Origin of the sequence: Anaerotignum neopropionicum (assembly GCF_001571775.1) — a bacterium.
Taxonomy (GTDB): Bacteria; Bacillota; Clostridia; order Lachnospirales; family Anaerotignaceae; genus Chakrabartyella; species Chakrabartyella neopropionicum.
Map to the genome: position 1 here is coordinate 83,181 of NZ_LRVM01000003.1, position 26,268 is coordinate 109,448.

Annotated in this window: 25 protein-coding genes and 1 other annotated feature; of the genes, 4 read left to right on the top strand and 21 right to left on the bottom strand. The window is 37.1% G+C overall.

Going from position 1 to position 26,268, the window contains the following annotated elements:
* Window positions 1-277: 277 nt before the first annotated feature.
* The 3 genes from metA to CLNEO_RS06080 form a co-directional block, all read right to left on the bottom strand.
* Window positions 278-1,198 (bottom strand): homoserine O-acetyltransferase MetA, encoded by a 921-nt coding sequence (gene metA / locus CLNEO_RS06070; RefSeq protein WP_066085979.1) that lies wholly within the window; start codon window positions 1,196-1,198, stop codon window positions 278-280.
* Between the two features lie 418 nt (window positions 1,199-1,616).
* Complete coding sequence (locus tag CLNEO_RS06075; RefSeq protein ID WP_066086618.1) at window positions 1,617-2,900, bottom strand: O-acetylhomoserine aminocarboxypropyltransferase/cysteine synthase family protein; 1,284 nt, start codon at window positions 2,898-2,900, stop codon at window positions 1,617-1,619.
* A 57-nt stretch (window positions 2,901-2,957) separates the two neighbouring features.
* Window positions 2,958-3,196: a binding site (T-box leader), on the bottom strand.
* Between the two features lie 425 nt (window positions 3,197-3,621).
* Entirely contained in the window at window positions 3,622-4,062 is a 441-nt protein-coding gene (locus tag CLNEO_RS06080; RefSeq protein ID WP_083531875.1) for a metal-dependent transcriptional regulator, read from the bottom strand.
* A 111-nt stretch (window positions 4,063-4,173) separates the two neighbouring features.
* Here CLNEO_RS06080 and CLNEO_RS06085 point away from each other — a divergent pair, with 111 nt between their 5' ends.
* From CLNEO_RS06085 to CLNEO_RS06095, 3 genes are all read left to right on the top strand, one after another.
* Window positions 4,174-4,407 (top strand): FeoA family protein, encoded by a 234-nt coding sequence (locus tag CLNEO_RS06085; RefSeq protein ID WP_066085982.1) that lies wholly within the window; start codon window positions 4,174-4,176, stop codon window positions 4,405-4,407.
* Window positions 4,408-4,431: 24 nt separating this feature from the next.
* On the top strand, window positions 4,432-6,576 hold the full coding sequence (gene feoB / locus CLNEO_RS06090) for a ferrous iron transport protein B (RefSeq protein WP_066085985.1): 2,145 nt from the start codon (window positions 4,432-4,434) through the stop codon (window positions 6,574-6,576).
* Between the two features lie 761 nt (window positions 6,577-7,337).
* Window positions 7,338-9,491, top strand: coding sequence for a methyl-accepting chemotaxis protein (locus tag CLNEO_RS06095; protein WP_066085989.1), 2,154 nt, complete (start codon window positions 7,338-7,340; stop codon window positions 9,489-9,491).
* A 313-nt stretch (window positions 9,492-9,804) separates the two neighbouring features.
* On the opposite strand, the gene CLNEO_RS06100 is transcribed toward CLNEO_RS06095, so the two are convergent.
* The 17 genes from CLNEO_RS06100 to CLNEO_RS06185 form a co-directional block, all read right to left on the bottom strand.
* Window positions 9,805-10,689, bottom strand: a complete 885-nt coding sequence (locus tag CLNEO_RS06100) for an SPL family radical SAM protein (protein ID WP_066085993.1) — start codon at window positions 10,687-10,689, stop codon at window positions 9,805-9,807.
* Window positions 10,689-11,447, bottom strand: a complete 759-nt coding sequence (locus CLNEO_RS06105) for an N-acetyltransferase (protein WP_066085996.1) — start codon at window positions 11,445-11,447, stop codon at window positions 10,689-10,691. Before CLNEO_RS06105 ends, CLNEO_RS06100 begins: the two co-directional genes overlap by 1 nt.
* A gap of 23 nt (window positions 11,448-11,470) precedes the next feature.
* On the bottom strand, window positions 11,471-12,103 hold the full coding sequence (locus tag CLNEO_RS06110; protein WP_066085998.1) for a GyrI-like domain-containing protein: 633 nt from the start codon (window positions 12,101-12,103) through the stop codon (window positions 11,471-11,473).
* A gap of 10 nt (window positions 12,104-12,113) precedes the next feature.
* Window positions 12,114-12,581: a GyrI-like domain-containing protein gene (locus CLNEO_RS06115; protein ID WP_066085999.1), complete on the bottom strand. Its 468-nt coding sequence runs from the start codon at window positions 12,579-12,581 to the stop codon at window positions 12,114-12,116.
* A gap of 723 nt (window positions 12,582-13,304) precedes the next feature.
* Complete coding sequence (locus CLNEO_RS06125; RefSeq protein WP_162266460.1) at window positions 13,305-14,522, bottom strand: BTAD domain-containing putative transcriptional regulator; 1,218 nt, start codon at window positions 14,520-14,522, stop codon at window positions 13,305-13,307.
* Between the two features lie 116 nt (window positions 14,523-14,638).
* On the bottom strand, window positions 14,639-15,712 hold the full coding sequence (locus CLNEO_RS06130) for a type IV pilus twitching motility protein PilT (protein ID WP_066086005.1): 1,074 nt from the start codon (window positions 15,710-15,712) through the stop codon (window positions 14,639-14,641).
* Window positions 15,713-15,727: 15 nt separating this feature from the next.
* A complete protein-coding gene (locus CLNEO_RS06135; RefSeq protein WP_157723491.1) occupies window positions 15,728-16,180 on the bottom strand; it encodes a hypothetical protein in 453 nt (150 codons plus the stop codon).
* A complete protein-coding gene (locus CLNEO_RS06140; RefSeq protein WP_066086010.1) occupies window positions 16,173-16,574 on the bottom strand; it encodes a hypothetical protein in 402 nt (133 codons plus the stop codon). The genes CLNEO_RS06135 and CLNEO_RS06140 overlap by 8 nt, the downstream gene beginning before the upstream one ends.
* A 1-nt stretch (window position 16,575) precedes the next feature.
* Window positions 16,576-17,055, bottom strand: a complete 480-nt coding sequence (locus tag CLNEO_RS06145; RefSeq protein ID WP_066086012.1) for a DUF4860 domain-containing protein — start codon at window positions 17,053-17,055, stop codon at window positions 16,576-16,578.
* A 10-nt stretch (window positions 17,056-17,065) separates the two neighbouring features.
* A complete protein-coding gene (locus tag CLNEO_RS06150; RefSeq protein ID WP_083531878.1) occupies window positions 17,066-17,374 on the bottom strand; it encodes a hypothetical protein in 309 nt (102 codons plus the stop codon).
* Window positions 17,375-17,387: 13 nt separating this feature from the next.
* Window positions 17,388-18,431 carry a type II secretion system F family protein gene (locus tag CLNEO_RS06155; RefSeq protein ID WP_066086018.1) on the bottom strand — a complete coding sequence of 348 codons (1,044 nt, stop codon included), beginning with the start codon at window positions 18,429-18,431 and terminating at the stop codon, window positions 17,388-17,390.
* An 87-nt stretch (window positions 18,432-18,518) separates the two neighbouring features.
* Complete coding sequence (locus CLNEO_RS06160; RefSeq protein ID WP_083531879.1) at window positions 18,519-19,544, bottom strand: transglutaminase-like domain-containing protein; 1,026 nt, start codon at window positions 19,542-19,544, stop codon at window positions 18,519-18,521.
* A 136-nt stretch (window positions 19,545-19,680) separates the two neighbouring features.
* Complete coding sequence (locus tag CLNEO_RS06165) at window positions 19,681-20,235, bottom strand: helix-turn-helix domain-containing protein (RefSeq protein ID WP_066086021.1); 555 nt, start codon at window positions 20,233-20,235, stop codon at window positions 19,681-19,683.
* Between the two features lie 384 nt (window positions 20,236-20,619).
* Window positions 20,620-21,816 carry a bifunctional phosphopantothenoylcysteine decarboxylase/phosphopantothenate--cysteine ligase CoaBC gene (coaBC, locus tag CLNEO_RS06170; RefSeq protein WP_066086024.1) on the bottom strand — a complete coding sequence of 399 codons (1,197 nt, stop codon included), beginning with the start codon at window positions 21,814-21,816 and terminating at the stop codon, window positions 20,620-20,622.
* Window positions 21,817-21,909: 93 nt separating this feature from the next.
* Window positions 21,910-22,719, bottom strand: coding sequence for a DUF4397 domain-containing protein (locus CLNEO_RS06175; protein WP_066086026.1), 810 nt, complete (start codon window positions 22,717-22,719; stop codon window positions 21,910-21,912).
* Between the two features lie 812 nt (window positions 22,720-23,531).
* Window positions 23,532-24,044 carry a ferritin gene (locus tag CLNEO_RS06180; RefSeq protein ID WP_066086029.1) on the bottom strand — a complete coding sequence of 171 codons (513 nt, stop codon included), beginning with the start codon at window positions 24,042-24,044 and terminating at the stop codon, window positions 23,532-23,534.
* Between the two features lie 42 nt (window positions 24,045-24,086).
* Window positions 24,087-24,989 carry a hemolysin family protein gene (locus tag CLNEO_RS06185; protein ID WP_066086032.1) on the bottom strand — a complete coding sequence of 301 codons (903 nt, stop codon included), beginning with the start codon at window positions 24,987-24,989 and terminating at the stop codon, window positions 24,087-24,089.
* 239 nt (window positions 24,990-25,228) lie between these two features.
* Here CLNEO_RS06185 and CLNEO_RS06190 point away from each other — a divergent pair, with 239 nt between their 5' ends.
* On the top strand, window positions 25,229-25,930 hold the full coding sequence (locus tag CLNEO_RS06190; RefSeq protein ID WP_066086036.1) for a hydrolase: 702 nt from the start codon (window positions 25,229-25,231) through the stop codon (window positions 25,928-25,930).
* A 149-nt stretch (window positions 25,931-26,079) separates the two neighbouring features.
* Here CLNEO_RS06190 and CLNEO_RS06195 read toward each other — a convergent pair whose 3' ends face one another.
* A complete protein-coding gene (locus CLNEO_RS06195; protein WP_066086042.1) occupies window positions 26,080-26,262 on the bottom strand; it encodes a FeoB-associated Cys-rich membrane protein in 183 nt (60 codons plus the stop codon).
* Window positions 26,263-26,268: the final 6 nt, after the last annotated feature.

Sequence of the window (26,268 nt, forward strand, 5' to 3'; positions counted from 1 at the left end):
CTTTGGACAGATTGCACTTTTTTGCCATTGCACAATTAACCAGTGTAAAACCGCATAAAATGAGAGTTTCGGAAAGTTTTTGGTTTTGCTTTTTTCAAAAAACAAGTGGGTATTCATCACTTTTGCTATACAAAAGCCGGCTTCGCCGTCTGCCCTATCTTGGGTAGTGAAAGGACATCGCCAAGGTTTGTCTTTCCTCTATCTTCCCTTTATTAAGAGAGCTTTTTTTTAAAAATACTCTCTTGTATTTTATTTATCTATAACATGTTGCAAACAATTAACGACTGATTTTTGTAATGTCATAGGGTGTTGTTTGATAGACGTAGTAATTCAACCAATTGGAATACAGCAAATTACCATGGGCGCGCCAACGAACAAGTGGATTTTGTGTATCGTCATCGTTGGGAAAATAATTAGCGGGAATTGCAGTATCCAAGCCTGCATTTTTATCACGAATATACTCGTTATTTAGTGTTTGTGGGTCATATTCCGAATGCCCCATGATAAAAATTTGCTTTCCGTCCAAAGAGGAAACGGCATAAACCCCTGCTTCTTTGGATGATGCCAAGATTTCCAATTTGTTTACCTTTAAGATATCCTCTTCACTTACGGTAGTGTACCTGGAATGCGGTGCGAAAAAAACATCATCCGCCCCTCTAAAGAGCATTGATTTTTCCCGCTTAATTTCATGAACAAATACACCAAAAAGCTTTCCATCCATTTGATATTTGGGAATCCCGTAATGATAATACAGCCCGGCTTGTGCCCCCCAACATATATGAAATGTGCTGTGCACATTGGTTTTGCTCCACTCCATAATTTCCTTTAATTCTTCCCAATAATCAACCTCTTCAAATTCCATTTTTTCTACAGGTGCCCCCGTAATAATAAACCCATCAAATTTTTCGTTTTTCACATCCTCAAAGGTTTTATAAAAAGCCAGTAAATGCTCGCTGGAGGTGTTCTTTGCGGTATGAGATTTAATATGAATCAGCTCCAGTTCAATTTGTAAGGGCGTATTGCCTAAAAGTCTGGAAATTTGCGTTTCTGTATCAATTTTTGTGGGCATTAGATTCAGCAATAATATCTTTAACGGACGAATGTCTTGAGTTATAGCGCGAAGCTCAGTCATAACAAAAATATTTTCGTCGGTTAATACCTTTACTGCCGGCAGTTCATTAGGTATTTTGATTGGCATTTTCTATCACCGCTTTCTTAAAAATAAATAAAATAGTTCTGAATAAAGACAAAGTTGATTTCTTATGGGCCTTGCCCTCAAACAGCTACAAGGGTATGGAGCCAGCACTTTGCTCCGCAAAACTGTCCTCCGGACAGTTGGCGCTTCTTTGCCACGGTTTCTTTGACCCGCCTAAATGTGCATAGTATGTGGGATTATAAAAAGTTTTAGACTTGCTTTTTACAAAAAGCAAGTGGGTTTTGGTCATCACTTTTTGCTACACAAAAGTCGGCTCTGCTGTCTGCCCTATCTTGAGCAGTAGGTGGGCAACGTCCAAGGTTCTACAGTCTGAATAATCCGCAATTAATTTTGATTATTCAGAAGTTGCATTTCGCAGGAATCTTTATCCTACGAAATGCAAGAAACTTTTCTTGATTGGTTAGATTGTATCTAAAGCCTGTGCAATATCATCAATTAAATCTTGTGCGTTTTCAAGACCGCAGGAAAACCGAACCAGATCTCCAGATATGCCGCATGCAACCAACTCATCCTCGTTCATTTGTCTGTGTGTAGCATTTGCGGGGTGCAAGCAGCAGGTTCTTGCATCCGCAACATGGGTTGCAATTGCGGCAAGCTTTAAGCCGCTCATAAATTTTTCAGCCGCTGCTCTTCCACCTTTTACGCCAAAGCTTACTACGCCGCAAGTACCATTTGGCATATACTTTTTCGCTGTTTCATAATATTTATCTCCCTCTAACCCCGGAAAAGTAACCCAAGAAATTTTGTCGCTTTCTTTTAAAAATCTGGCAACTGCAAGGGCATTTTCACAATGGCGAGCAATTCTCACATGGATACTTTCCAGCCCCAGATTTAAAAGAAAAGCCGATTGAGGCGATTGGCACGAACCAAAATCTCTCATGAGCTGCGCTGTTGCTTTTGTAATAAAAGCCCCTTCCAGCCCAAATTTTTCTGCGTAAGTAATGCCATGGTAGCTGTCGTCAGGTGTGCAAAGCCCTGGATATTTTTCTGCATTCGCTTTCCAATCAAACTTACCTGAATCTACGATACAACCGCCTACTGCCGAGCCATGTCCATCAAGATATTTCGTTGTGGAATGGGTTACAATATCAGCGCCCCATTCAAAAGGACGGCAATTTACAGGGGTTGCAAAGGTATTGTCAATAATAAGCGGCACGCCATGGGCATGAGCAATATTTGCAAAACGCTCAATATCAAGCACTGTTAGTGCTGGGTTTGCAATCGTTTCACCAAATACCGCTTTAGTATTAGGTTGAAAAGCAGCTTCTAATTCTTCATCGGTACAATCAGGCGAAACAAAAGTAAAATCAATACCCATTTTTTTCATGGTAACGGAGAACAAATTGAATGTACCACCATAAATGGTTGCGCAAGAAACAACATGATCTCCACAGGCTGCAATGTTAAAGATAGAAAAGAAATTGGCTGCCTGACCGGATGAAGTCAGCATAGCGGCAGTTCCACCTTCCATTTCACATATTTTTGCTGCAACATAATCACAGGTGGGATTTTGCAATCTTGAATAAAAATATCCGCTTGCTTCAAGGTCAAACAGCTTTCCCATTTCTTGACTGGTATCATATTTGAAGGTAGTGCTTTGAATAATGGGAATTTGTCTGGGTTCACCGTTTTGTGGTGTATACCCTCCCTGTACGCATTTTGTTTCCATTTTGTAATGACTCATCATGTATAACCTCCTTAAATTTTTCATTGAAATAAAAAAACCCGTCTCAAAGATAAACTTTGAGACGGGATAATCCCGCGGTACCACTCAAATTGCATTAATAATAATGCCACCTCTCAGGCTCAAACAAGCCCTATGCCTTTACGCAGCAATCACGGAAGGAGCCTACTGACATTTACATGTTTTCGAACCTTCAGCTCAGAAGCCATAGACATTAAGCAGTTTTATTATCGGTTCTCACCAACCCCGACTCTCTGTGAACTTAACAGCTCAGCCCTCTTCGTCATAGCTTTTTTATTTGATTTTTTTTATTATAGCATTAAATTTTTGTTTGTCAATAAAAACTTTTTAGCATATATAAAAAATATTGTAAAAAAAGATCAATTAATAAAAATACGGCACTAAAAATTCTGGAGTTTTAATTATTTTAACTAAAGATAATATTAATTAAAATGGATTAAACTATAGAATTATACTTAAATCCATAAAAACTCTCAAATGGATTCGAAAAATAAATATAAATTGATTCTGTAGGCGTTTTATCTTATAAATAAAGCTATTGTTAAAAATTTTTAAATTAAAGAGTATTTTAAATTCATTTTCAACGTGCAGCAATTAATCCAAAATAAAGCGTAATAGCGATACATTTTATTTTTTACTTAAATTTTATGGAAGTTTTTAAAATATACACTACCCAACTCTAGGGACTTTACTCAAAAATTCAACCTTTTTTGCTTACTTCTTCTTCCAGTATTAACGTAAGCCTATTTAGATTTTCCACAGTTTTTCTGTTTAAAAAATGTTCTATCTTTTCAACTTGTTCTAATTCGTTATTTGATTGATTTAAAAGACATAGGAAATTATGTATAACCTCATGTCGGTATAATAGATATTCCCCCAAAGCCCTTCCCTGCTCCGTAAGCTCTATCTGCCCGTACTTTTCCGAACTTACATAACCCAACTCATTTAGCTGCTGCACCATTTTTGTAACAGAGGACGGTTTTACATTAAGCATTCTTGACAAATCGTTCACCCTGGTCTTACTGTTTTTCTTAAACAATCGATAAATCATTTCTAAATAATCTTCCATAGCAGTTGTAATTTCAACGACTTCATTCATTTGATAACCTTTTAACGTATAAAACTCATCTGATAGGCTCATAACAATTCTCCCTAATAAATAACTGTTTGACATACACTTTTTTTTGATCAAAGAATACTATATTGATAGAAAGTTTCCTTAATCTAAATTTATTCGGAAGGTGGAATTACTATGAATATGAATTCTCTTAATGATATAAATCCAGGCGAACAGGCCGTTGTAAATGCATTACTCTCCTCAGGAAGTATGCGGCGGCGCCTGCTTGATATAGGACTGATTGAGAATACCGTTATTGAATGTCTTGGCAGAAGCCCCGCCGGTGATCCAACTGCATTTTTAATTCGTGGAGCAGTTATCGCAATTCGTTCTGAGGATTGTGAAAATATACTTGTAACGCGCAAGTAAAAAATAATTGTAGGAGGTGCAAAAATGGGCCTAACTAATAACTCCATGGGAATGAAAGCCGTTAATTTGGGGTTGGAAATTAAAAAACAATCGCTGGATGATAAGGTAATCGCCCTTGCAGGCAACCCAAATGTTGGGAAAAGCACTGTTTTTAATGAGCTTACAGGAATGAATCAGCATACAGGAAACTGGGCAGGCAAAACAGTTTCAAATGCGCAAGGATATTGCTCCACAAAAAATCAAGCTTATGTTTTGGTAGATATTCCTGGAACGTATTCCTTAATGGCTCATTCAGTGGAGGAAGAAGTTGCTCGGAACTTCATCTGCTTTGGTAACCCCGATGCTGTGGTTGTAGTATGCGATGCCACTTGCCTGGAACGCAATCTTAACCTTGTACTACAGACGATAGAAATTTCAAAAAATGTAATTGTATGTGTTAACCTTATGGATGAGGCCAAAAGGAAAAATATTAACATAGATCTTATGAAAATCTCCAAAAGGCTTGGTGTGCCTGTTGTTGGCACCATTGCAAGGAAAAAAAATGGTCTTGCTGAACTGATGGATATTATTGATAAAGTAACTGATGGCACAATAACGCCCACACCTTTGTGTATTCATTATGAAAAAGAAATAGAAGAAGCAATTGAAGTCCTTGAAGCTGCAGTAAAGAATATAACAGGTAATATTATTAGCAGTAGATGGTTAAGTATAAAGCTTTTAGACCAAGATGCATCTTTAATGAAAGAAATCAGTACCTTTCTTGGAATAAATTTATGTGATAGTAGTGATTTAGTAGAAGCATTAGAAGAAGCGAAAGCTGTTCTTGACAAATATGGAATTGATCCAAACAAGTTTAAGGATAAAATTGTATCTTCCCTTGTGTTAGAAGCGGAAAAAGTTTGCCAAGGTGCTGTTGTCTTCGAAAAGGAAGGTTATAACTTGTCTGACCGTAGAATTGATAAGATATTAACCAGTAAAGCTACAGGCTATCCAATTATGCTACTGCTGCTTGCATTCGTTTTTTGGATAACGATAACCGGAGCGAATTACCCCTCTCAAATGCTTGCAAAAATGTTGTTTTGGGTTCAGGACCAGTTGTCAGTTTTTATACTCTATATCAATACACCTGTTTGGCTTCATGACATGCTCGTATTAGGAATTTATCGCGTGTTAGCATGGGTTGTTTCAGTTATGCTGCCACCAATGGCAATTTTTTTCCCTTTATTTACACTGCTTGAGGATGCAGGGTACCTGCCCAGGGTTGCCTATAATTTGGATAAAACATTTAAGCGTTGTTGTGCATGTGGAAAGCAAGCGCTTACCATGTGCATGGGATTTGGTTGTAATGCTGCTGGAATTGTTGGCTGTCGCATTATCGATTCCCCAAGAGAACGTTTGCTGGCAATACTCACGAATAATTTTGTTCCATGCAACGGCAGATTCCCAACCTTAATTGCAATGATAACAATGTTTTTTGTAGGAAGCACAGGCGGTACATTGGCATCCCTGCTTTCTGCTATTTTATTGACTGTATTCATTTTATTAGGTATTTTGACCACCTTCGGCGTAACAAAACTTCTTTCAAATACAATTTTAAAAGGTGTGCCATCTTCCTTTACTTTGGAGCTCCCGCCCTACCGCAAGCCTCAAATTGGGAAGGTAATTCTTCGCTCTATCTTCGATAGAACCCTATTTGTTTTAGGCAGAGCGATAATTGTAGCGGCCCCAGCTGGAATGATAATATGGTTTATGGCAAATACAACAGTAAATAATATAAGCATACTAAATCATTGCGCTACATTTTTAAATCCCTTTGCAATGCTAATGGGATTAGATGGCGTTATTCTGTTGGCTTTTATTCTGGGTTTTCCGGCAAATGAGATTGTAATTCCAATCATTATCATGTCCTACATGGCACAGGGAAGTATTGTTGAATTCGACAATCTTTTTGAAATGAAAGAATTATTTATAAACCATGGATGGACGTGGATCACTGCAATTTGTACCATGTTATTCTCTCTTATGCATTGGCCCTGCTCCACTACCCTTATTACAATAAAAAAAGAAACGAACAGCTGGAAATGGACTTTTTTTGCTATAGCGATACCCACATTCATTGGTATTATTTCTTGCATTTTATTTGCCAGTGTTGCAAAGCTGTTTATATAAAAGCAAATCAAGACAAAAGGTTCGAATTAATTACAAAAGAAAAAATGCTCCATAGGATAAAACCAGGACGGATAGTTTGCAAATTTTTTTTATAACAAAATATCTAAATATATGAATTTTTATAATTCAATAAACAAAAAGTTGTCATTTATGGTAATTTTTTAGTGTATTTTGATTGATTATTATTCCATTTTATGCTAAATTAAATATATACATTTTTACAAGCAATTAGAATAACTGTAACCCATAAACTGGATTTATGATTTTTCATCTAAATTTTTTGCAGTAGGTTCTTTTGTTTTTTTTTGTGCATAAATGCTATCCAAAAATCAATGATTATTATTGCTTTGTGTATTATTGTTATTTAGAGAAACGAATTTACTACACTCTTAAATAGCATTGCACAAGGTTTTTAATGCATAAGGAGGGATTTATCAGGAGCCATTATTTTTCTTAGAATATTCATCATGCTTTATTAACCAAAATGAATGTTTTTCTTAACAATTTGAGAAACAATCGATATGTAACCATTACCTAAGAAAGAAACAAGGGTTTATTACAGTATTTTATATTTTAATAACAATGCTTTCTATAAACATGAAGTTTGTGGTCTAATTGTTTGTTTGGCTAATAACCTCTATACTTTCTGTAAGGATGGTTAATTATCGCAAAAGTATTTTAAAATGTCATTTATACAAAAGGGTGGACTTTTTCGATTTTTTAATCGAACGTCCAGCAAAAGGGGAAAAAGAGGTGTAAATATGAAGTTTTTACAAAAAAGCATTGCAAGAAAAATGATTTTATTGACCGTGGTACCTTTAATTGTTTTATTTTGTGTACTTTTTGTTTTAGTATCGGGTCATGTTCAAAAAAGTATTAATCAGCAAGCGAATGAAATTGTTCGGACAAGCTCAATTAGTGCCTCGTGGCAAATTAGTCGCTATCTTTCTGATTATACAACTTTAGTTAAAACAGCCGCTACCAACTCCATTTTTAGTGAATATATGGAAAAAGTTACAATGGAAACACCGGTAGAAGAAACCCCTGAGTTTCCAGAAATTTATAACGAATTGAAGCGAATTGCAGGGATTGATACCACTAATATTTTGGCAGCTTGGATAGCAGATCTTGATTCCAGTCAGCTAATTATGTCGGACGGCTATGTATCTGAGCTTGGTGGAAATTGGGTCATTACGCAACGTCCTTGGTTTATTAATATGAAGGAAAAGATGGGATTATCTATTTCTGAGCCATATATTGACGTGAGTACGCAAAAATTGGTTATCACAATAGCTATACCAATCTACAGCAGTGGTGAAATGGTTGGTGCCTTTGGTATTGATATGTCTTTGGATCAAATTACAGCAATTATGAGCAGCCTAAGATTAGGCGATACCGGCTATTTCTGTTTTGTTACTGATAAAAACACTATACTTTATCATCCAACTACGGACTTTGTATTGAAAAATATAGATGAGGTATCTGTTAGTGACGATGCCAAAGCTTTAGTAAAAAATATTTCTACAGATGTTGTTCAGTACGAGACAGGCGGGAATGCAATGTGCGGCTTCAATACAACCGTTGGCAATACCGGCTGGAAGGTAGTTTCATCAATACCTCGTTCTGAGGTTGACAGCCCCTTTATTCAGTTGAGAACAATTCTATTGCTAACGATGCTAGTGATTTTAATAGCAATTTGCGTAATAATTTATTTTGCCGCAAAAGGAATGATAAATCCTTTGCGTAAATTAGCAATTGCTTCCGACAAAATTGCCGCTGGCGATCTTGATGTAGATTTAGACATTAGAACGAGCGATGAGGCGTCTTTGGTGGCCCATTCATTCGAAAAAACAGTTGTACGGCTTAAGGGCTATATTGCATACATAAATGAGATTTCAGAGCTGTTGCATCAAATTGGAAATGGTGACTTCCGCCTTACTTTTAAGCAGAAATATGATGGTGAGTTTGCCATAATTAAAGACGCTTTGGTTTCGACAGCTGAAATGGTAAATGATACCCTTTTGCAAATTAATTTGGCCGCTGAACAAGTTGCCTCCGGTTCTGATCAAGTTTCCAGTGGTGCACAGGCCCTTTCCCAAGGCGCAACGGAACAAGCAAGCTCCATTGAGGAACTGTCTGCAACTATGAACGATATCTCCACGCAAATTATGGAAACAGCCGAAAACGCTACCCAGGCAAAAGCAATTGCAAAAGAAGCATCAGATGCTACTGCTTATGGAAAAGAACAAATGGAGCTTATGGTTGAAGCTATGGAAGAAATCAGCCGTACTTCTAACCAAATAGGTAAAATAATTAAGAACATTGATGATATTGCATTCCAAACAAATATCCTTGCTTTGAATGCCGCCGTTGAAGCAGCTAGAGCCGGTAACGCCGGAAGAGGCTTTGCTGTCGTTGCAGATGAAGTTCGAAATCTTGCAAGCAAGTCTGCTGAAAGTGCAAAAAATACCGCTGCTTTGATTGAAAACTCTTTACATGCAATTGAAAAAGGTACTCGTATTGTGAACGGAACTGCAACATCTCTGGAAGGCATTGTTCGTGGCTCTGAGCATTCCGCTGAAATAATTCAAAAAATTGCTGATGCAAGCAATGAACAAGCACAGTCTATAACCCAAGTTAATCTTGGTGTTGAGCAAATCTCAGCTGTTGTTCAAACAAATAGTGCTACAGCCGAGGAAGAAGCAGCAGCCAGTGAAGAGTTATCTGCTCAGGCACAAATGTTAAAAGAGCTTTTGTCTAAATTTATATTAGCATCTGACGGTGTTGAAAGGGATGTTTTTGACAATACAGAAAAATTAGATTCTGAAAAACCCAGCTTTGATGAACCGGACTTTGAAGAATCAAGCTTCGAAAATTTAGAAGATTATATTGAAGATGATGGTACAAAGTACTAAAACACGATTTGCTTAAATAAAGCGATTGTTACTTCTTCTGTATTCTAAGAAAAACTTTCATTTCAAATACAAAACCTCCAAACTGTAAATTAAAAGTCTTGGAGGTTTTTGTTTATTATTCAATCCTTGGTATAACATTGATTAGAAAAACCTGTCCAACAATAATCTTGTCAAGCTTTCTGCTCAAAATCACCTTTCCATTTCGGATTTTTACTGTGTATTTTCTTTCATGTGCTTCTTAAATTTTTACAGTCTTCCCCTTATTTTCATGCAAAAAACCACGCTCAATCATTATTTTGACAAGCATGACCCCTCAAAACCACGAAAGCTGAACCCCTTGACTGGGGGTTTTATATGCCATTATGATATCATCCATTTTGTATAATAACCCATATCGGTTGCAATCTTCTTTAAACAGATGCCATAAAGCCTTTGCATTGGGCGATATACATTCATATGAATTCCCAAAAGTTTTAATATACGCTTCTTTCAAAGACGGAAACAATTGATCCAGCCTATCATAATACCATTCTCGCTGATTTTCCCTTAGCGTTACGCCAAATTTCGGATAAATAAATTTCCCGCCATTTTCATGGGCAAGCGCAATCATTTTCCCCATGTTTTTTGCTGTATCCCCAATAAACGGAAGAACCGGCATGCATAATATGCCCACAAAGATGCCTTCTTGGGACAGCTTTTTGATTATCCCCAGCCGTTGAGAGGAAAGTGACACATTAGGTTCGATTTTCCTGCATAATGCATCATCGGCAGTTGTAATTGTTATTTTTACAAGCACGGGCGAATGGCGGGAAATTTCTTTCAGTAAATCAATATCCCGTTCAATCAGACTGCTTTTTGTGGCAATGGCAACACCGTAGCCGTAGTGATTGATTCGCTCCAAGGCACCTCTGGTCAGCCGATACTGCTTTTCAAAAGGATTATAAGGATCGCTCATTGACCCTAGCCCTACAACGCCCGTTCTTCGCTTGGATTTCAATTCTCTCTCCAAAAGGGCAAGCACATTTTCCTTTGCCCTTACTTGGTCAAAATGCGCAACCCCATAGCACGCACTTCTGCTATCACAGTAAATACAGCCATGATTGCATCCCTTATAAATATTCATATTATAATTAACGCCGAACCAAGGATTGCTTTCGACATATCCGGAAAGTAATGTTTTTGCCGGGATCCATTCCATTACAAGCCCTTCTTCTCAAGAAATTTTCCAAATTTGCTCTCGGATAGAATTTCATTTGTTACAAATTGGCCATCCGAAAAAAAACAATAAGTTGTAAATGGCGAAGGAGCATTTTGCGCCTGAAATACGGTTTCAATTTTCACTAGTTTTACAATCTGTCCCTTTTCTTGTGCAAGCTCTGCAATTTTCGGGGCATATTTTTCTGTATGCGGGCACTGGTTAGTATAATATAAAACCATTCCCTTTTCCTCAATAAATGCATTTTTACAGCATTCCTTAAATTTGGGTTTAGGTGCATCCTCGCAGAACGGCAAATAAAGCAGCTCAAAATAAGGCTCAGCAGTGTCACATACTTGAAAGCCCTTATGTTTTAGATATTTAGGGTCTGACAAAAATGGTATTTTTTTTGCGGATGAAACAACAACCAACCCCTTTTTATTCTGCGCTTTCCCATCAGATATACATTCTTGCAACAAATCATTTCCATACCCCTGCCCTTTGAACTGACCCGAAACCCAAAAGCAGTTTATGAATAGATACCCATCTCCGTCAATAGGGCACCACGCATTCTCGGCAGGGATATATTCAATAAAAGCCTTTCCTCTCGCATTGAGGCGTTTGAAAACAAGGCCGTTTTCGAACTGCCTTTTCATCCAATTCTTTTTTGAAGATACACAGGGATCACCCTTTTTGTCTGAGATAGCACAGCAAATGTGCTCATGATCAATGTTGCTGCTATCAATGCGAATTATTTCCATAGTTGATTCCCCTTCCCGGAAAACTACTGACAGTTTGTTTTTTTACCCACTTTAAAACGCAATACTGTTTTCAACTTCCCTGCTTCCGTCTTTCGTGGATCTGAAAGATATATTTCCCGATGCACTTTTGAAATTCTTTCATAGCCGTTATGAATACAAAACTCTTTCATCGTTTCAAAACTTGTCGGCTCATCATCATATGCACCCAGGTGAAGCATTTGACAACACGGGCCTTCCGTAATGGTTTGAAGCTCCAATTTATCCAGAAAAGTATTGGGCTTCCTCTTTTTTGTCTCACCAAGAAAGCGCTCAAACAATTCATCTGTTAAAAAATCTGGTTGTCGAATCATAACGGAGTAAACATAATTGCTTTTATCTGTAATGGTTTTTTTATAATCCCTCAAATCCCAAACACCTTCCAATGGAAAAACCGTATAATCATAAAAGTCCTTGGGAGTGTCCTTGCTTTTGTAAGACATCTTTACTGCATAGCTGAAGCTGTATAATGCAGTAGTTGCCCTTTGAAATGCTTCACTATTTGGATCCCCTTCCCCATTTATTGCCGCAAAACGAATGGTGGGAACTTCTATCAAGGAAGGGTTGCGCTTTGGCAAATATAAATCCTTAAACATTTTTTTATAATCAAGTTTGTCCATTGTTTTCAACTCACTTTTTTTCGTTTAATGAAATATAAAAATGTATTTCTCCATTTTCCATATCACCCTCAGCTTGATACTCTTCAAAATCACAGCTGTACTTTCGATCTAAATCCATGGCCCAAAGCTTCATCCAAAATTCTTGCACAGCTTTTTGAACATGGCCCTTCACAACGAATTTTGCGTATTTCCCCTCGCCTATGGTTTCGACTTCCACCTGCGCAGGCATAATTGCATTATCCTCAACCTCACAGCAAATCATGACATCATATTTCCAACTGACACCATTCTCATAATTCGTATAAAGGCCGATGGTTTTATCATTTTTTTTACTGGAAATTGAAGCAAAAATACCCTCTCCAAAAAATCTTTGCCATGCCCTTCCAATTTGATTGCTCATATTAGCATCGTTATTGTCCGTTCTAATTCGAATTCCGGCGACCCTTTTTTTGTTCAATTGAACCAATTCATAATCCATTGAATGATACCTCATTTCTTATTAAGATAAAAAAAGCATACCACGCTAAACTGACATCAGTATGTCATATTATAAATAATTTTTCAAATTCTTTTTCAGTTTTTTTCTAATAATATCCCTAATATAAAGTAGTTCCAAAACTTCGCCATACTCATCGAAGGAAAAAATGTATCCATATGGCCATTCGTTTTCTGGTATATTTTTCGTGACCGTATAACTGCTATCCACATTTTTTAGAATTCCCCCTTTTTCAAACTCATCGAATACCCGATATGTCATACATGGATCAAATTTGAAAACCAATGTAATCTCTTAAACTTCTGTATCGAATAAAATCTTTTGCTGCTCCGCCAACTCCCTGGCAGTACTGTTTTTTTCTCAAAAAGCGTATAAACCTTTTCAAGTAATCGATTAATCTGCATATTTTATCATTGAAAATATTATACCACAATCATATGTTACCATTATGTCATATTAATCTTTTTTGTATAAAAGTGCTATTGCATAATACTAATTAAATATTACCTTGTTTACAAAATTGGACAAAAACAAGCATCAAAGCCCATTTAAAATGCATTTGCAAAAGTAACGCGATATAAAAAAATGCCATAGATTAAATTATCCACAGCAGTATTTTTTGATATTTATTTTTCAATATATTCATTATTTCATATGTAATTTATCCATAAATTTTATGCAATACATACTTTTCATTTACATTGATCAGCTCTGTTTCATTCGATCTTTCATTGGCGTAATTTTCTGAATTGAATATTTTAATACAATCTGAATTCCCGAAAATTCTTTTCGGAAGGCTTTTATTAGTCTTTGGGCAACCATATTTCCGGTTTCGTTGTTTGTACTAGGAAGCATAACCAAATATTGATTCACACTATACCTGGCAAATACGTCGCCGCTTCGTATATTATACTGAATCGTTGTCTTTAATGCATCCATAGCACGGTTTAAAGCTCTTCGAGGCGGAATACTAACGGTGTTTTTATCCACTACGGAAATCAGACACAGGTTAGAGGAATCTCCCGTCCTTCCAATATTTCTGGCCTCCAAATGATATACAAGTTTAAAAAACTCATACTCACAAAAAACACATCCAATTTCTCCTTTGCTTTCGTCCAGCTTACTTTTTATTACGCTAAGATCCATTTCAGGTGTTTTTATTGTTTTTACAACATCATTATATAAAGCCAAAAGCTCATCAGAAGGTGTTACACCCAATTCACGCATAAACACTTCGGTCACATGATGATATAAATCCATGGCCTTTTCTAAATATCCTGTGGAAATTAGCACTTTAATTAAATAGATGTAAAATTGTTCTTCATACGGTTCTAAGATTATAGCTTTTTGACAAACAACGGAAAGCTGTTCATACTTTTTATGTTCAAAAAGAATTCTTCCTAGTTCTGTTACAACCCGATTATACAAGGAACGATAATACGCAGCAATTGGAATAACCCAAGATTCCGAAGATTTTTTTTCTAAAAAATGTCCCTGATAAAGGCTTTCTGCTTGTAGTAGCAAGGATATTTTTCTGGAAATATCGTCAGTTTCAAGTTCACTTTCATGGATCAGTCTTTGAAATTCATCCACATCTGTAACACACTTAAATTCTTGATTCCAGCCATACGCACCATTTCGATATAATATCATTTGACGGCTATTATCAAATTCCAATTCATCCAAAGCATCTCTAACGCGATGCATCATCACCTTTAGCGTATTAATCGGATCACGGGATGTGCTTTCGGGCCAAAGCAAATCTATCAGCTCATCTTGTGTAATAAAACGTTTTCTGTAGACAATAAGATATTCTAACATTGTCCATACTTTTTTTGAGCGATTTGTTTGGTCGGAAACAACACTATCCTTATATTCGATTGTAAATTCACCAAGCAAAGTTATTCTAAATTCTTCGTTCACTGGTCTCCCCCTTTTCTGTACTTTCTTGCAAAAAAACATATCTGATATTATCTTATTTTTAATAAGTCAATTATTTCAAAAATCAAACATCCCTTTTGCTAAATAAAAGTTTTTTCTCACTTCCTCAAATTCATATGAAAGCGTTTTTCTAAAAGCTCAGAATGAATTGCATATTGTAATGCCGTTTCTATCGTTATTTTACCACTGACTGCCAATTGGTACAAACTATTATCCATGGAAATCATGCCATCGGCACCGGACATTCCGATTACCGATTCTATTTGATACACTTTTGACTCTCGTATCATATTACGCACGGCGTTGTTCATGTGCATTATTTCAAAAACGGGAATAAGTGAATCATCTACAGAAGGAACCAGCTGTTGCGAAACCACAGTTTTTAAAACCATAGATAGCTGAACACGCACCTGTTGCTGTTGATTTGGCGGAAAAATATCTATGATACGGTCAATGGTACTGACTGCTCCTACTGTATGAAGGGTCGAAAGAATTAAATGTCCTGTTTCCGCAGCAGTCATTGCAATTTGTATGGTTTCATGATCACGCATTTCTCCCACCAATATAACATCAGGCGACTGCCTTAGGCTAGAGCGGAGCGCAGAAACAAAGTTTAAGGTATCCAGACCAATTTCCCGCTGGCTTATGATCGATTTATCATTACGATATAAAAACTCAATGGGATCTTCCAGCGTTATGATATGATCGGTTCTTGTTTCGTTAATTCTTTGCAAAATACAAGCAAGGGTAGTTGATTTACCATTCCCCGCAGAACCTGTCACCAATACCAACCCTTTTTGAATTTTCGCCAGCTTCATAACCTCTTCCGGAATTCCAATTGACTGGTAATTGGGTATGCCATAGGATACAATGCGCAAAACAGCCGCCAATGACCCTCTTTGTTTATAGCAGTTTACCCTTAGTCTTGCTAAATTGGGGACGGAAATAGCAAAATCATCATCACCATCCGTCGATAAACGAGTCACCTCACGATGAGCAAGGCCATAGGCCTCCTCCACTAATTGCTTAGAATAATCAGGCATTATTTTTTCTTCGTTTAGCTGATATATTATTTTTCCTTTTTTATAGGACAATGGCTTGCCGGCAACAATAAAAACATCTGAAGCACCAAGCTGAATTGTTTGTGTTAAAATCTCTAAAAATGAGAGCATAGCTGCCTCCCCATATTATTCTATACTTTCTCCATCCCAAACAATAATACTTTCATCCGGAACCCATTCGCTGGTAGCCTGCACACACCATTGTTCAATTTCAAATGTATCTCCCACTGAAATGGTCACAAAAAGGGTTTGTCTTTCGTCAACAGAGCATTGATATCTAAAGTATAGCTTATTTTTTTCCAAATGGCAATCCACTTTGTTCGCTTTGGCGTAAGCCTGTAGATCGTCCTTGTTTCCCGCTTCTTTCCAAATTTCACCAATTTCATTCGCAATCTTACTGCAATGAGCTTCGGCATTGTAATAATTCTCTAAAGCAATCGCTGCTTTTTCAGCCAACTGCTTTTCATTTAGAGCAGTGGTCAGTGTCATAACAGAAAAAATCGTAAGGCATAATACCGTAAGAATTACTACCAAAGAAACAATGCCAATACTAATTTTAGGGTTTCTTTTTTCATTCACCAAAAATCACCGCCTCAGTTTCTAAAGAAAACAGTTCTTTTTCCTGATCCTTCACAACAATTTTAGCGTAAGCACCCCTTGTTTTCATAGTGAGGGTAAAAATAGGACCCTTTTGCGTAGAATTCCAATCCTCATCAAAATAAGCTTTCAGCTCATCTCCCTCTATACTTGCTTGCAACAGTTGCGCTGTTTCTTCCATATTACCCTTTGTATTCTGCCAATACTCCGCAGCTTTTTGCGTTTCAAAGCACGCCTGATCTAAATTGTAGCCTTCCTGGGATATTTTTTCACCATACACAAAAACCTTCAGGCAAATGCTTGCGGAAATGGCAAATACAAATAGCATAATCACAATTTCCATTAAAAACAAAGGAGTCTTAGATTGTGTATTCATTTTACTCCTCCCCTCCCTTGCTGTGCAGGTTTAAAACAGTTGAAGCTTCCCGCCCCTCGCGCCCACAATGAAAAAATAACATTTGATCATTTAAAGATATCTCCAAATCATCTATGGGCATAATTTGCTGTCCATCCTCTGGTGAAAATTCTTCCGCCGCACTGCAAAACAATTCCATTAAGTAGCCGTCGAAGGAATAAATATATGTAGTAAATTTTTCACCATCATAAACATCATAAAGGGTAAGTGCGTCAACGTCACCTATCCTTCCCATACCGATTCCGCCCTGCTTATCATAATGGCGAACCTTTGCCGATAAATAGTTTATACAGGTTGTTGTGGAATACTGCGCATCCAAAACAGCGGAAACTCTTTGATATACCCTTGCCCCTGCAAGCAAAGTTGCCAGCATACAAGCCGTAAACAAAAAAAACAGCAGCAAGTTCGGTAACGTTTCTAAAATTCGGGTTTGCTTTTTCATAGAGACCCCCTCATTTCTCAATTACCGTAACATCCGGCATCATATTTGAAGCAAAAATATCATAAAACACCGTATATTTTTCTTCGTCAACTTGAATTCCGTAATTTTCTCTTAAATAATCATAGCTTGGCGGATATACACCCTCCAATGCATAACAACGAATGGCGCCGCGCATTATGCTCTCCCTTGCAATGCGAAGAGCCTCTTCATGCTGGGCAGCTTTTGCCTGATACAAGCCAAAAAATACAAAGCCTGTCACTGCAAAAAAGAAACAAAGGGCTAATCCATATTCTTTTATTATATTGAAAACATTTTTCAATCTTCTCACCTCTTTAACCTAAAGAGCTCATAATGCCAACCAGAGGAAACATCACTGAAAGAAGCAAAAATCCCACCAAAATTGATAATATAATCACTACTGCGGGTTCCACTATGGAAGCAGCTTTTGTCAAGGCGAAAGCTGCATCTTCCTCAGTCCTTCTAGCAATTTCTGATAATACTTCGTCAATGTTGCCACTTTTTATTCCTATCGCAAGCATACGAGAATACATGGGCTTAAGCAAGCCCTCCTGCTCCACCGCATTGGCAAAAGGCTCGCCCGATTGCACCCTTGCTTTACATCTATGTATTTTTTCTTTTAAGAAGGTCTCTGCACAAAAATCCTCCGCAATTTCCAATGCTCTGCCTGTGTCCAAGCCACTGCGAATGGTCATGGAAAGGGCTGATGCAAAGTGCGCCTGGGCTGAAAGCTTCCCCACTTTTGTTGTTGTCATATGACGTTTAAAAAATGTGCTTACTTTTTGCTGCACGGAAGAAGATAACCCTGCCAAAACAGCCAGAACAACGAGAATAATAAAAATACCCAGAAAAATAAAACGCCCCTTCTTCAAACCAACGCCAAGGTTTAAGAAAAACAAGGCGCTTGCCGGAAGTGTTCCGCCCAACTGCGCAAAAACACTTTGAAAAATCGGTAAAACCTCCGTCAATAAAAGAATCGCAACGACCAGCATCATCACAAAAAGCATTAGCGGAAACATAACGGTTTCCTTAATCAGCCTGCGTGTTCTGATTCTCTGGTCAAAATAACGAGAAAGCGAAGCAAAGCAGTCTTCCAAATGGCCTGTTTCCTCTCCTATATAAATGAGCTTTAACATATAAGGAGGGAAAACCCCTGCTTCCCTCATGGTCTGATGGACAGATGTACTCAGCAATGTTTTTTCGTATAACGATAATAAAAATTTCTTTTTCTCTGGATTCTGCTCGTTTTCTGAAAGGATAGAAAAGCCTTCTCCAACGGACATCCCCGTTTTGATAAGCAATGAAAATTCAAGGCAAAATGCCGTAAGCTCTTCATTTGACCAGTTTTTTTCTTTCATAACGAAACCCCCGTATACACGACGAACCGCTGAAAATCAGCGGTTTCGTTTTTCTAATTTTTATTTAGTATTCTTTTTGCAATAAAATTAGTACAGATATTTTTCCTGATAGTTCTTTCCATCACCAATATACTTCATGATTGCATCACTGGAATTTCCCGTGGAAGCAAACGTAGGATCCATCAAGCGCCATGTAGTTCCATCAAAGAAAATAATTCCCTCAACCCAACCGGTTTCTTTCGAATAGGTTGAAATCCATGCATGGTATGCTGATCCTGTATACCCAGTAACCAGCTTTGTAGGAATCCCCTGACTTCTCAGCATTGCAGCCATAACTGCCGCATAGTCAAAGCAAATGCCCTTTTTATTCATTAATACATCATCAACCACAGGCACATAACCACTCTGTACCGTTTGCGCTAACTGTTTGTCGTAGGTGATATTTTTGACAACATAATCATAAATTGACTGAACCTTTTCAATATCATTTTTAGAATCCTTTACCAATGAAGCTGCCATAGTGACCACCTGGCTATTAGCATTGAAATTTACATACTGATTGGGACGTAAAAATGGTGCAAACTCATCTTTCAACGTAACCTGAAAACTCTTTGTAAAAAGGGTGCTGTACTTTGTGTCTACAATATTTTTATATACGCCTACAGTATAATTCCCGCTGCCATTTGAGAGAATGAAGGTTTCGTAATTCCCATTGCTGTTTAAATTATAGGTATATTTTATGCCGCTTGGGCCGCTTAAGATAAGCTTCAGCTTTACGGATGCGCTCCCTGTGTATTTCACCATAATATACCCATCGGCTGAATTTGAAGCATCCATTGTAACATCATTATTTCCACTAGAAGTGTAAACCACCTTACCCGATGCCTGGGGTGCCTGAATCACAGCAGCCTTTGGATCACCGGCAAGGGGAACCATAGGCTCACCCAAGGCTTCCTCCAGGGAAACGGAATTCGCCTCGCTGTATAGCTCTAACGGAAACATGGCAGTGCCTTCCTCCTGGGCGATGGCGGAGGTTGCATTTCCGCATCCCAACAAAAACAAAGCAATTACAGAAAAATATAATATTGTGTTTTTAAAAATATTCTTCTTCATCTTCTCACCTCATTCCGCATTGTCCCTTAGTATTTTAGTAAATTTTAACACATAATTTAATCACAGTCAATGATACCCTTTCTTTTCACCATGGTTCATCATTTTTTTCACACTTTGTTTTTCTAGACAACCGTCTTCACTTTTTATAATATATCAATTGACAGATTTTGGCTGTGTTTTCTCCAATATTTTTGTATGTATGGGGTAAATTGGCATCAAAACGCATGGCACATCCATCCTCTAAAACAAACTTTTTGTCCGTAATCTTAAGTTGTATCTTGCCTTCAAATACCATCATATAGGTTTCAACCCCCTCTTCCCTAGGCATAGATTCGGAAGCAGAATTCACATCAAGCTCTACCACAAAAATTTCAAATTGTTTATTATCATCATAAGGAAAATATGGCAAAAGACGAAAACGCCCCTGATTTCCACAAAATGGAATCAAATCATTTTTGCAAATTACTTTCATTGGTCTTTGAGCGTCCTCCAAAAGACCGGTTAGTGATGTATGTAGCCCAGAAGCAATTTTGCATAAGGTTGCCACCGTGGGACTGGAATCTCCCCGCTCAATCTGTCCAAGCATGCTTTTACTTACCCCAGTCATATCCGCAACATTATCCAAACTCAATTTTCTGTCTCTACGGATTTTTCTTAGGTTTGAAGCAATAATGTTACTCATTGCGTCCATCTCAATGACCTCCAATACTCATCTATTTTCCTTATTTCACTTTCCTTTTTTAAATAATCTAGATATTTTCAGTTCTATTGTATTTTTTCCTCTCTTTCATCCGCAAAAATCTAAGGAAGCACAGATTGCGTGGCGAGTGTGCAGATAATCAAGGAAAATTTTCCATTGGTAAGAAAAATCGTAGTAACAGTGGTGCTATTGCAAGATTTTTTGGTGTTGTCTAATGTAAAACTTACCTAATTAAATATACATACAGAATAAATCAGTATTCCATAAAAAATATAACACCTCTTTTATTTTTTCGTTTTGTAACAATAAATTTTTTTTTGCAACCTTACTATACAGTAAAAAAGGCGTATCTCTCTAGGAGGACACGCCTTTTTATCAACCCTTCAGCTTCAGGATTTCGTCAATAATATTATGAGCAACCATTTCTTTTGTCAGAAGTTCCAGCTGAACCTCTTCCTCCTTGGAAATCATAGTTACCACATTTGTATCCGTTCCAAAGCCGCTGCCGGCAACCTTTAAATTGTTAGCAACGATCATATCAATATTCTTTTTTTCCAGCTTGATTCTAGAGTTTTCCAGCATATTCTGTGTTTCCATGGAAAACCCGCATAGAAATTGTCCTTCTTTGCGATGTTCACCTATATATTTCAAAATATCCTGGGTACGGTCAAGTTCGATAGCCATTTCACCGTCTTTTTTCTTCATTTTATCATCGGCAACAGTTTTTGGCTTATAATCCGCAACAGCTGCCGCTTTTATGATAATATCATTCTCCGAAAAATGCTCCTTCATTGTTTCAAACATATCGGCAGCACTTTTTATCTGAATAAAATTTACAAAAAGTGGCTTTTCCAAGGCCGTCACACCACTAACCAAGGTTACTTCTGCTCCGCGCAGCATGGCTGCTTTCGCAAGCTCATAACCCATTTTCCCAGTGGAGTGATTTGTAATATATCTTACAGGATCAATGCTTTCCTGGGTAGGCCCTGCTGTAACAATTACTTTCTGACCCGCTAAATCCTTTTCATAGGCAATTTCCCGTAAAATATGGGCGACCAAAACCTCTTCCTTGGGCAGTTTTCCCTCTCCGCTGTCCTTACAGGCCAAAACGCCGCTTTCCGGCTGAATGATTTCATAACCAAAGGCAGCAAGTTTTTTTAAATTATCCTGCAGGATAGGATTATGAAACATATTGGTATTCATAGCCGGAGCTATCATTTTTTTTCCACTGCAAGCCATGGTTGTTGTCGTTAGCATATCATCCGCAATGCCACAGGCTAATTTTCCAATCACGTTCGCCGAAGCAGGCGCAATCAAAAGCAAATCCGCTTTTTTCGCCAAAGAAACATGGGCAACATGGAATTGAAAATTCCGATCAAATGTATCTACCAAGCATTTGTTTCCAGTTAAGGTTTCAAAGGTAATTGGAGTAATAAAATGGGTTGCATTTTCCGTCATGATAACATGAACATCACACTCCAATTTCACTAGCATACTGGCCACATTTGCCATTTTATAGGCAGCAATACTTCCTGTTACGCCTAAAACCACTGTTTTTCCTTTCAGTAACATAGCATACTCCTTTTGTTTCGTATTTGCAGACATCTTTGTCCATATTATAACAAACAATTTCTTGGACTACTAGCTTTTTCATGAAAAAACCATTTAAAATTTTAAAAAAGAGATGCCTTCAATTTCAATTATAATTTCTAACCCCACGGCAGAATTAGTACAATTAAAATTCCCAATCACATAAGCTGTGTATGCACAAATTTCATCAAGCTTTATTTTTGCCGTTTCCAATAATATATTATTATTAATATAATCCCTTATTTTCAAAATGTGAATTTCAGAAGGCACGAGTAAATACCGGCTAACCTCACTAAAATCAATCTCCGTTATAATTAGAGTATTATCAAGACATGCATCCATCAATGGTGCGTTTGGGGAAAGCTGAATGAGACGAAGCGCTGCTTTTCCTTTTGGAATTTGAAAAGTTCGATCATTTATCAAAGCAAAAAAAAGTTGGTCATCTATTCCTGTAATTGCCCCCGTGTAAATCTGATAGCCAATCAACTGAATATTGGTAACAAAAAGGGGCTTCGTCGTTTTTCCCGACTTAAAAATTTGAATATAATAGTACCCTGGGAAAGCTTTATAATACCTAGTAAAGCTTTTATAACATAAATTGGATGCGATTTTTTTCCCATTCACATATACATCAACTTTAGTCACAGAGGAAAAGGCATTAAAAAACCTCAAATAGCTATATAGTGTAATCCCCGAGATGATTGGAATTTGAATATCTTTTACATTTGGAATAATATTAGCTTCACGACAAAGCTTGCGGATAGAGTCACCGTTTTTTTCCACAGTGAAAATATCATAATACTCTTTAATTTCATTTTCAGGAATTGGCAAAGGGATATTCATTTCATCACTTGTTTCAATTATATTGCGATTTTTTTCAGTCATGGTCACACCCTCACCATTCTTTTTATTTTACAATATGATAGGACAAATTTTAGCGTGAATTTATCGGACCAGTGTTCTTCTTGCAATATAATAAAAAAACCTAACCAATGGCTGTGCAAGCTTTCTCAAGCTGTGAATTTATTGTCCCAACGCTCGACTAAAGATGGTATTTCTAAAAACACAGGATAAAAATATAAGTCAGTTAGGGTTAATAACTTTGAAAACCTGTTTTTTCAACCCGCAAAGTTAGCATACAAAAAAGGTGCCACTCTTATTGCCCTTATCCTCACAACGGCAGCTCCCTTCCTAACGTATTCCACTTTTTTATTTTACTACGAGGTTAATTCCATCAGCTTTTTCAACTCAATGATCCCTACCCTGTATACCGCTGAGGTTTTAGCAACTTACATTATAAAAAAATAAGACAAAATAATGAAGAAAAATTAGAATTAATCTACCTTTATACCTCAAAACGAAAGTTTTACTAACATCTTATAACAGCATTGTATTCAAGCAAGCATACTTTCCCATGGATAATTCATTATTGCAATAAAAAAAGCGTATACAAAATCTGTATACGCTTGGCTGTAGATAAAGTCATTTTTATACAACGGAAGGGTTTGGGAAACAAAGAGTTCCCAAATGGAATCCGTAGGATGAGCTTTGCCAATCCGAAAAAAGTAGGAGTTACAATACCTTTTGATCCCAAGAACTCATCTGTTTGTCCTCTGTATTATCAAAAAAATTGAAGAAACTGAGCTTTTTTCACTTTGAAGAACATTGTAAGAAAGCTAGTTATCTACATTTTTCCATTAGAGAACCAGTGATGGTGCTGCATACACTCTTGCCTTTAATTCGTTGTCCAACATATAAAGCCCTTTTGCATCACTTCCAAACAGATCCATTTTTGTAATTAAATTGTTTGCGTTTGTTTCTTCTTCGCCTTGTTCCTTAACAAACCAATCCAAAAATTGAAGCGTACGATAATCATGTACCTCCTGTGCTGCAGTATAAATTGTATGGATGGAATCGGTTACATATTCCTCATGGGCCAAAGCTGCCTTTAATGGATCCATCAAGGCTTCCATTTCAACATCAGGCTTTCCAATTGCCTGAAAGTCTACGCGCTGATTATTGTTTTGCAGATATTGATAAAAGAGCATTGCATGATCTCTTTCCTCTTGTGCTTGCACTTTAAACCAGTTTGCAAAACCCTCTAAGCCTTTTGATTCATAAAAGTTTGCAAAGTCTAAATACAAATAGGCAGAGTAAAATTCCTTTGTAATTTGATCGTTTAAGAGTTCTATCACTTTTTTATCCAACATATTTATCCCTCCTGTATTTTTTTTGGAAAAGGACTTTAAATATTATTCCTTTTCGTTGGTAACATCTTCTGGGGTTTCTAAACGCAAAGCCAATACTTTTTCAATGCGCTTTTCTTCAATATTTTCAATGCGAAAAAGCCAATTTCCTACCGCAATTTCTGGAGTTTCCTCCTCTTCCGGAATCCTTCCCAACTGGCCGATGAGGTAGCCACCTAAGGTATCATAATTTTCTCCATCTTCAAAGGAAATTTCAAGTAAATCTTCCACATCCGTCAAATCCGTCGTTCCATAAATTCGATAGATATTTTCGTCAACAATACAAATGTCTTCTTCTTCTTCAAGGTCATATTCGTCAAAAATGTTACCCACGATTTCTTCGATTAAGTCCTCCATGGTAACCAGACCGGCAGTACCGCCGTACTCATCAATGATAATTGCCATATGTACCTTATCTCTTTGCATTTCACGAAAAAGCTCATCTGTTTTTTTCGAAAAAGGTACAAAATACGGCTTTTTAAGAATCTCCTTCAAGTCAAAATTGTTTTTATCATGGTCTTCCGAAAGAAAAAATTTCACCATGTCTTTCACATGAAACAGACCAATTATGTTATCAATATTATCATGATAAACAACGATGCGAGAGTATTTTTCCTCTGCAATCACCTTCACAATCTCTATAAAAGAAGCATCATAGGGAATTGCAACAATGTCTGTTCTGTGGGTTGCAATTTCACCCACATAAGTATTCCCTAATTCAAAAATATTATTGATCATGTTTTTTTCTGTTTCGTCAATACTGCCATTATCTCCACCGGCATCCACCATCATACGGATTCCTTCTTCTGTAATAATTGCCCGCTTTTTTGCTCCCTCCATTTTCCACAGAAAAAACAACAAAACAATATTCAGAATTATGGAAATGACCAAACCTATTACGGTTCCCAAAATACAATCATCCTCCAAAAAATACAAAAATTTAAATCTATCAATAGTTTATTATTAATCCTTGAACATGTCAAGTTTTGGTTATTGTTTCATCGTAATTTGAATTTTTCACAATTTTCTTTTTTTCTCATTTTACACAAAAACTCTTGACAAACACACAAAAAAATTGTATAATTATAACAACTTTTTAATAAAATTTTAACAATTTTTATGTATTTTATCGTGAAAGGAGATAAAGTATGGCTGAAAAAAATATTCCCCGTGTTGACAGCAGATTAAGAAAGCATATTGTAACAATGCCCCAAGAAATTTGGAGCGCCAGTGGTATTGTTATTTGGGGAAAGCGAATTAAATCTTTGATTTTTTCAACAGACATTGCGATTATCCGCAACTGTAATGCCGATGCAGTTTTAGCAGTATATCCTTTTACACCTCAACAAATCATTGCAGACGCTATTGTTTCCGCCTCAAGTATACCTGTTTTTTGTGGTGTCGGCGGCGGTACGACAACAGGCCCTCGTGTTGTTATGCTAGCAAAGGACGCAGAAGCCTTAGGTGCCATGGGTGTCGTTGTAAATGCCCCCACCAGTAATTCTGTAATCCAACATATTAATGAAATTATTGATATACCTATTATCGTTACGGTTTTAGACGAAAACAACGACATAGACGGAAGGCTGGCAGCTGGCACAAGTATTTTAAACGTTTCCGCAGCAAGCCGTACCCCCGATGTGGTTTATGCCATTCGTCAAAAATATCCACATGTCCCCATTATTGCAACAGGCGGCCCATCCAATGAAAGTATTAAACGTACCATTGATGCCGGGGCAAACGCAATCAGCTTTACGCCGCCAACGGCTATGGATTTATTCCACGGACTTATGAGCCGCTATCGAACAGAGAATGAACAGCAGCAGAAGGAAAAAAATATAGAAAAATAAAATATTGCCCGATTTGAGCATTAACTCAAATCGAGCATTTTTTGACAAAAAATCAATAAAAATTATTACAAATGTTAAAGATTGTTGTATTTTTATATTGTAGCAATTTTTCACTTATCACATGCCTACTTAAACAGAAAATTGGGAATTTATTCGTCCTTTTCTTTTTCAGCCTTGCTGCAGCTTGCACTGTGGGCACAACCCTTGCAGCCGCCACTACATTCATTTTTCATGTTCTTCAAATTTTTTTGCATTTTACGCAAATTGTAACCAACAATACAAACTACTAAAATAATCGGAATTACCGTAGTAAAAACAGTTTCCGTATTCATGTATTC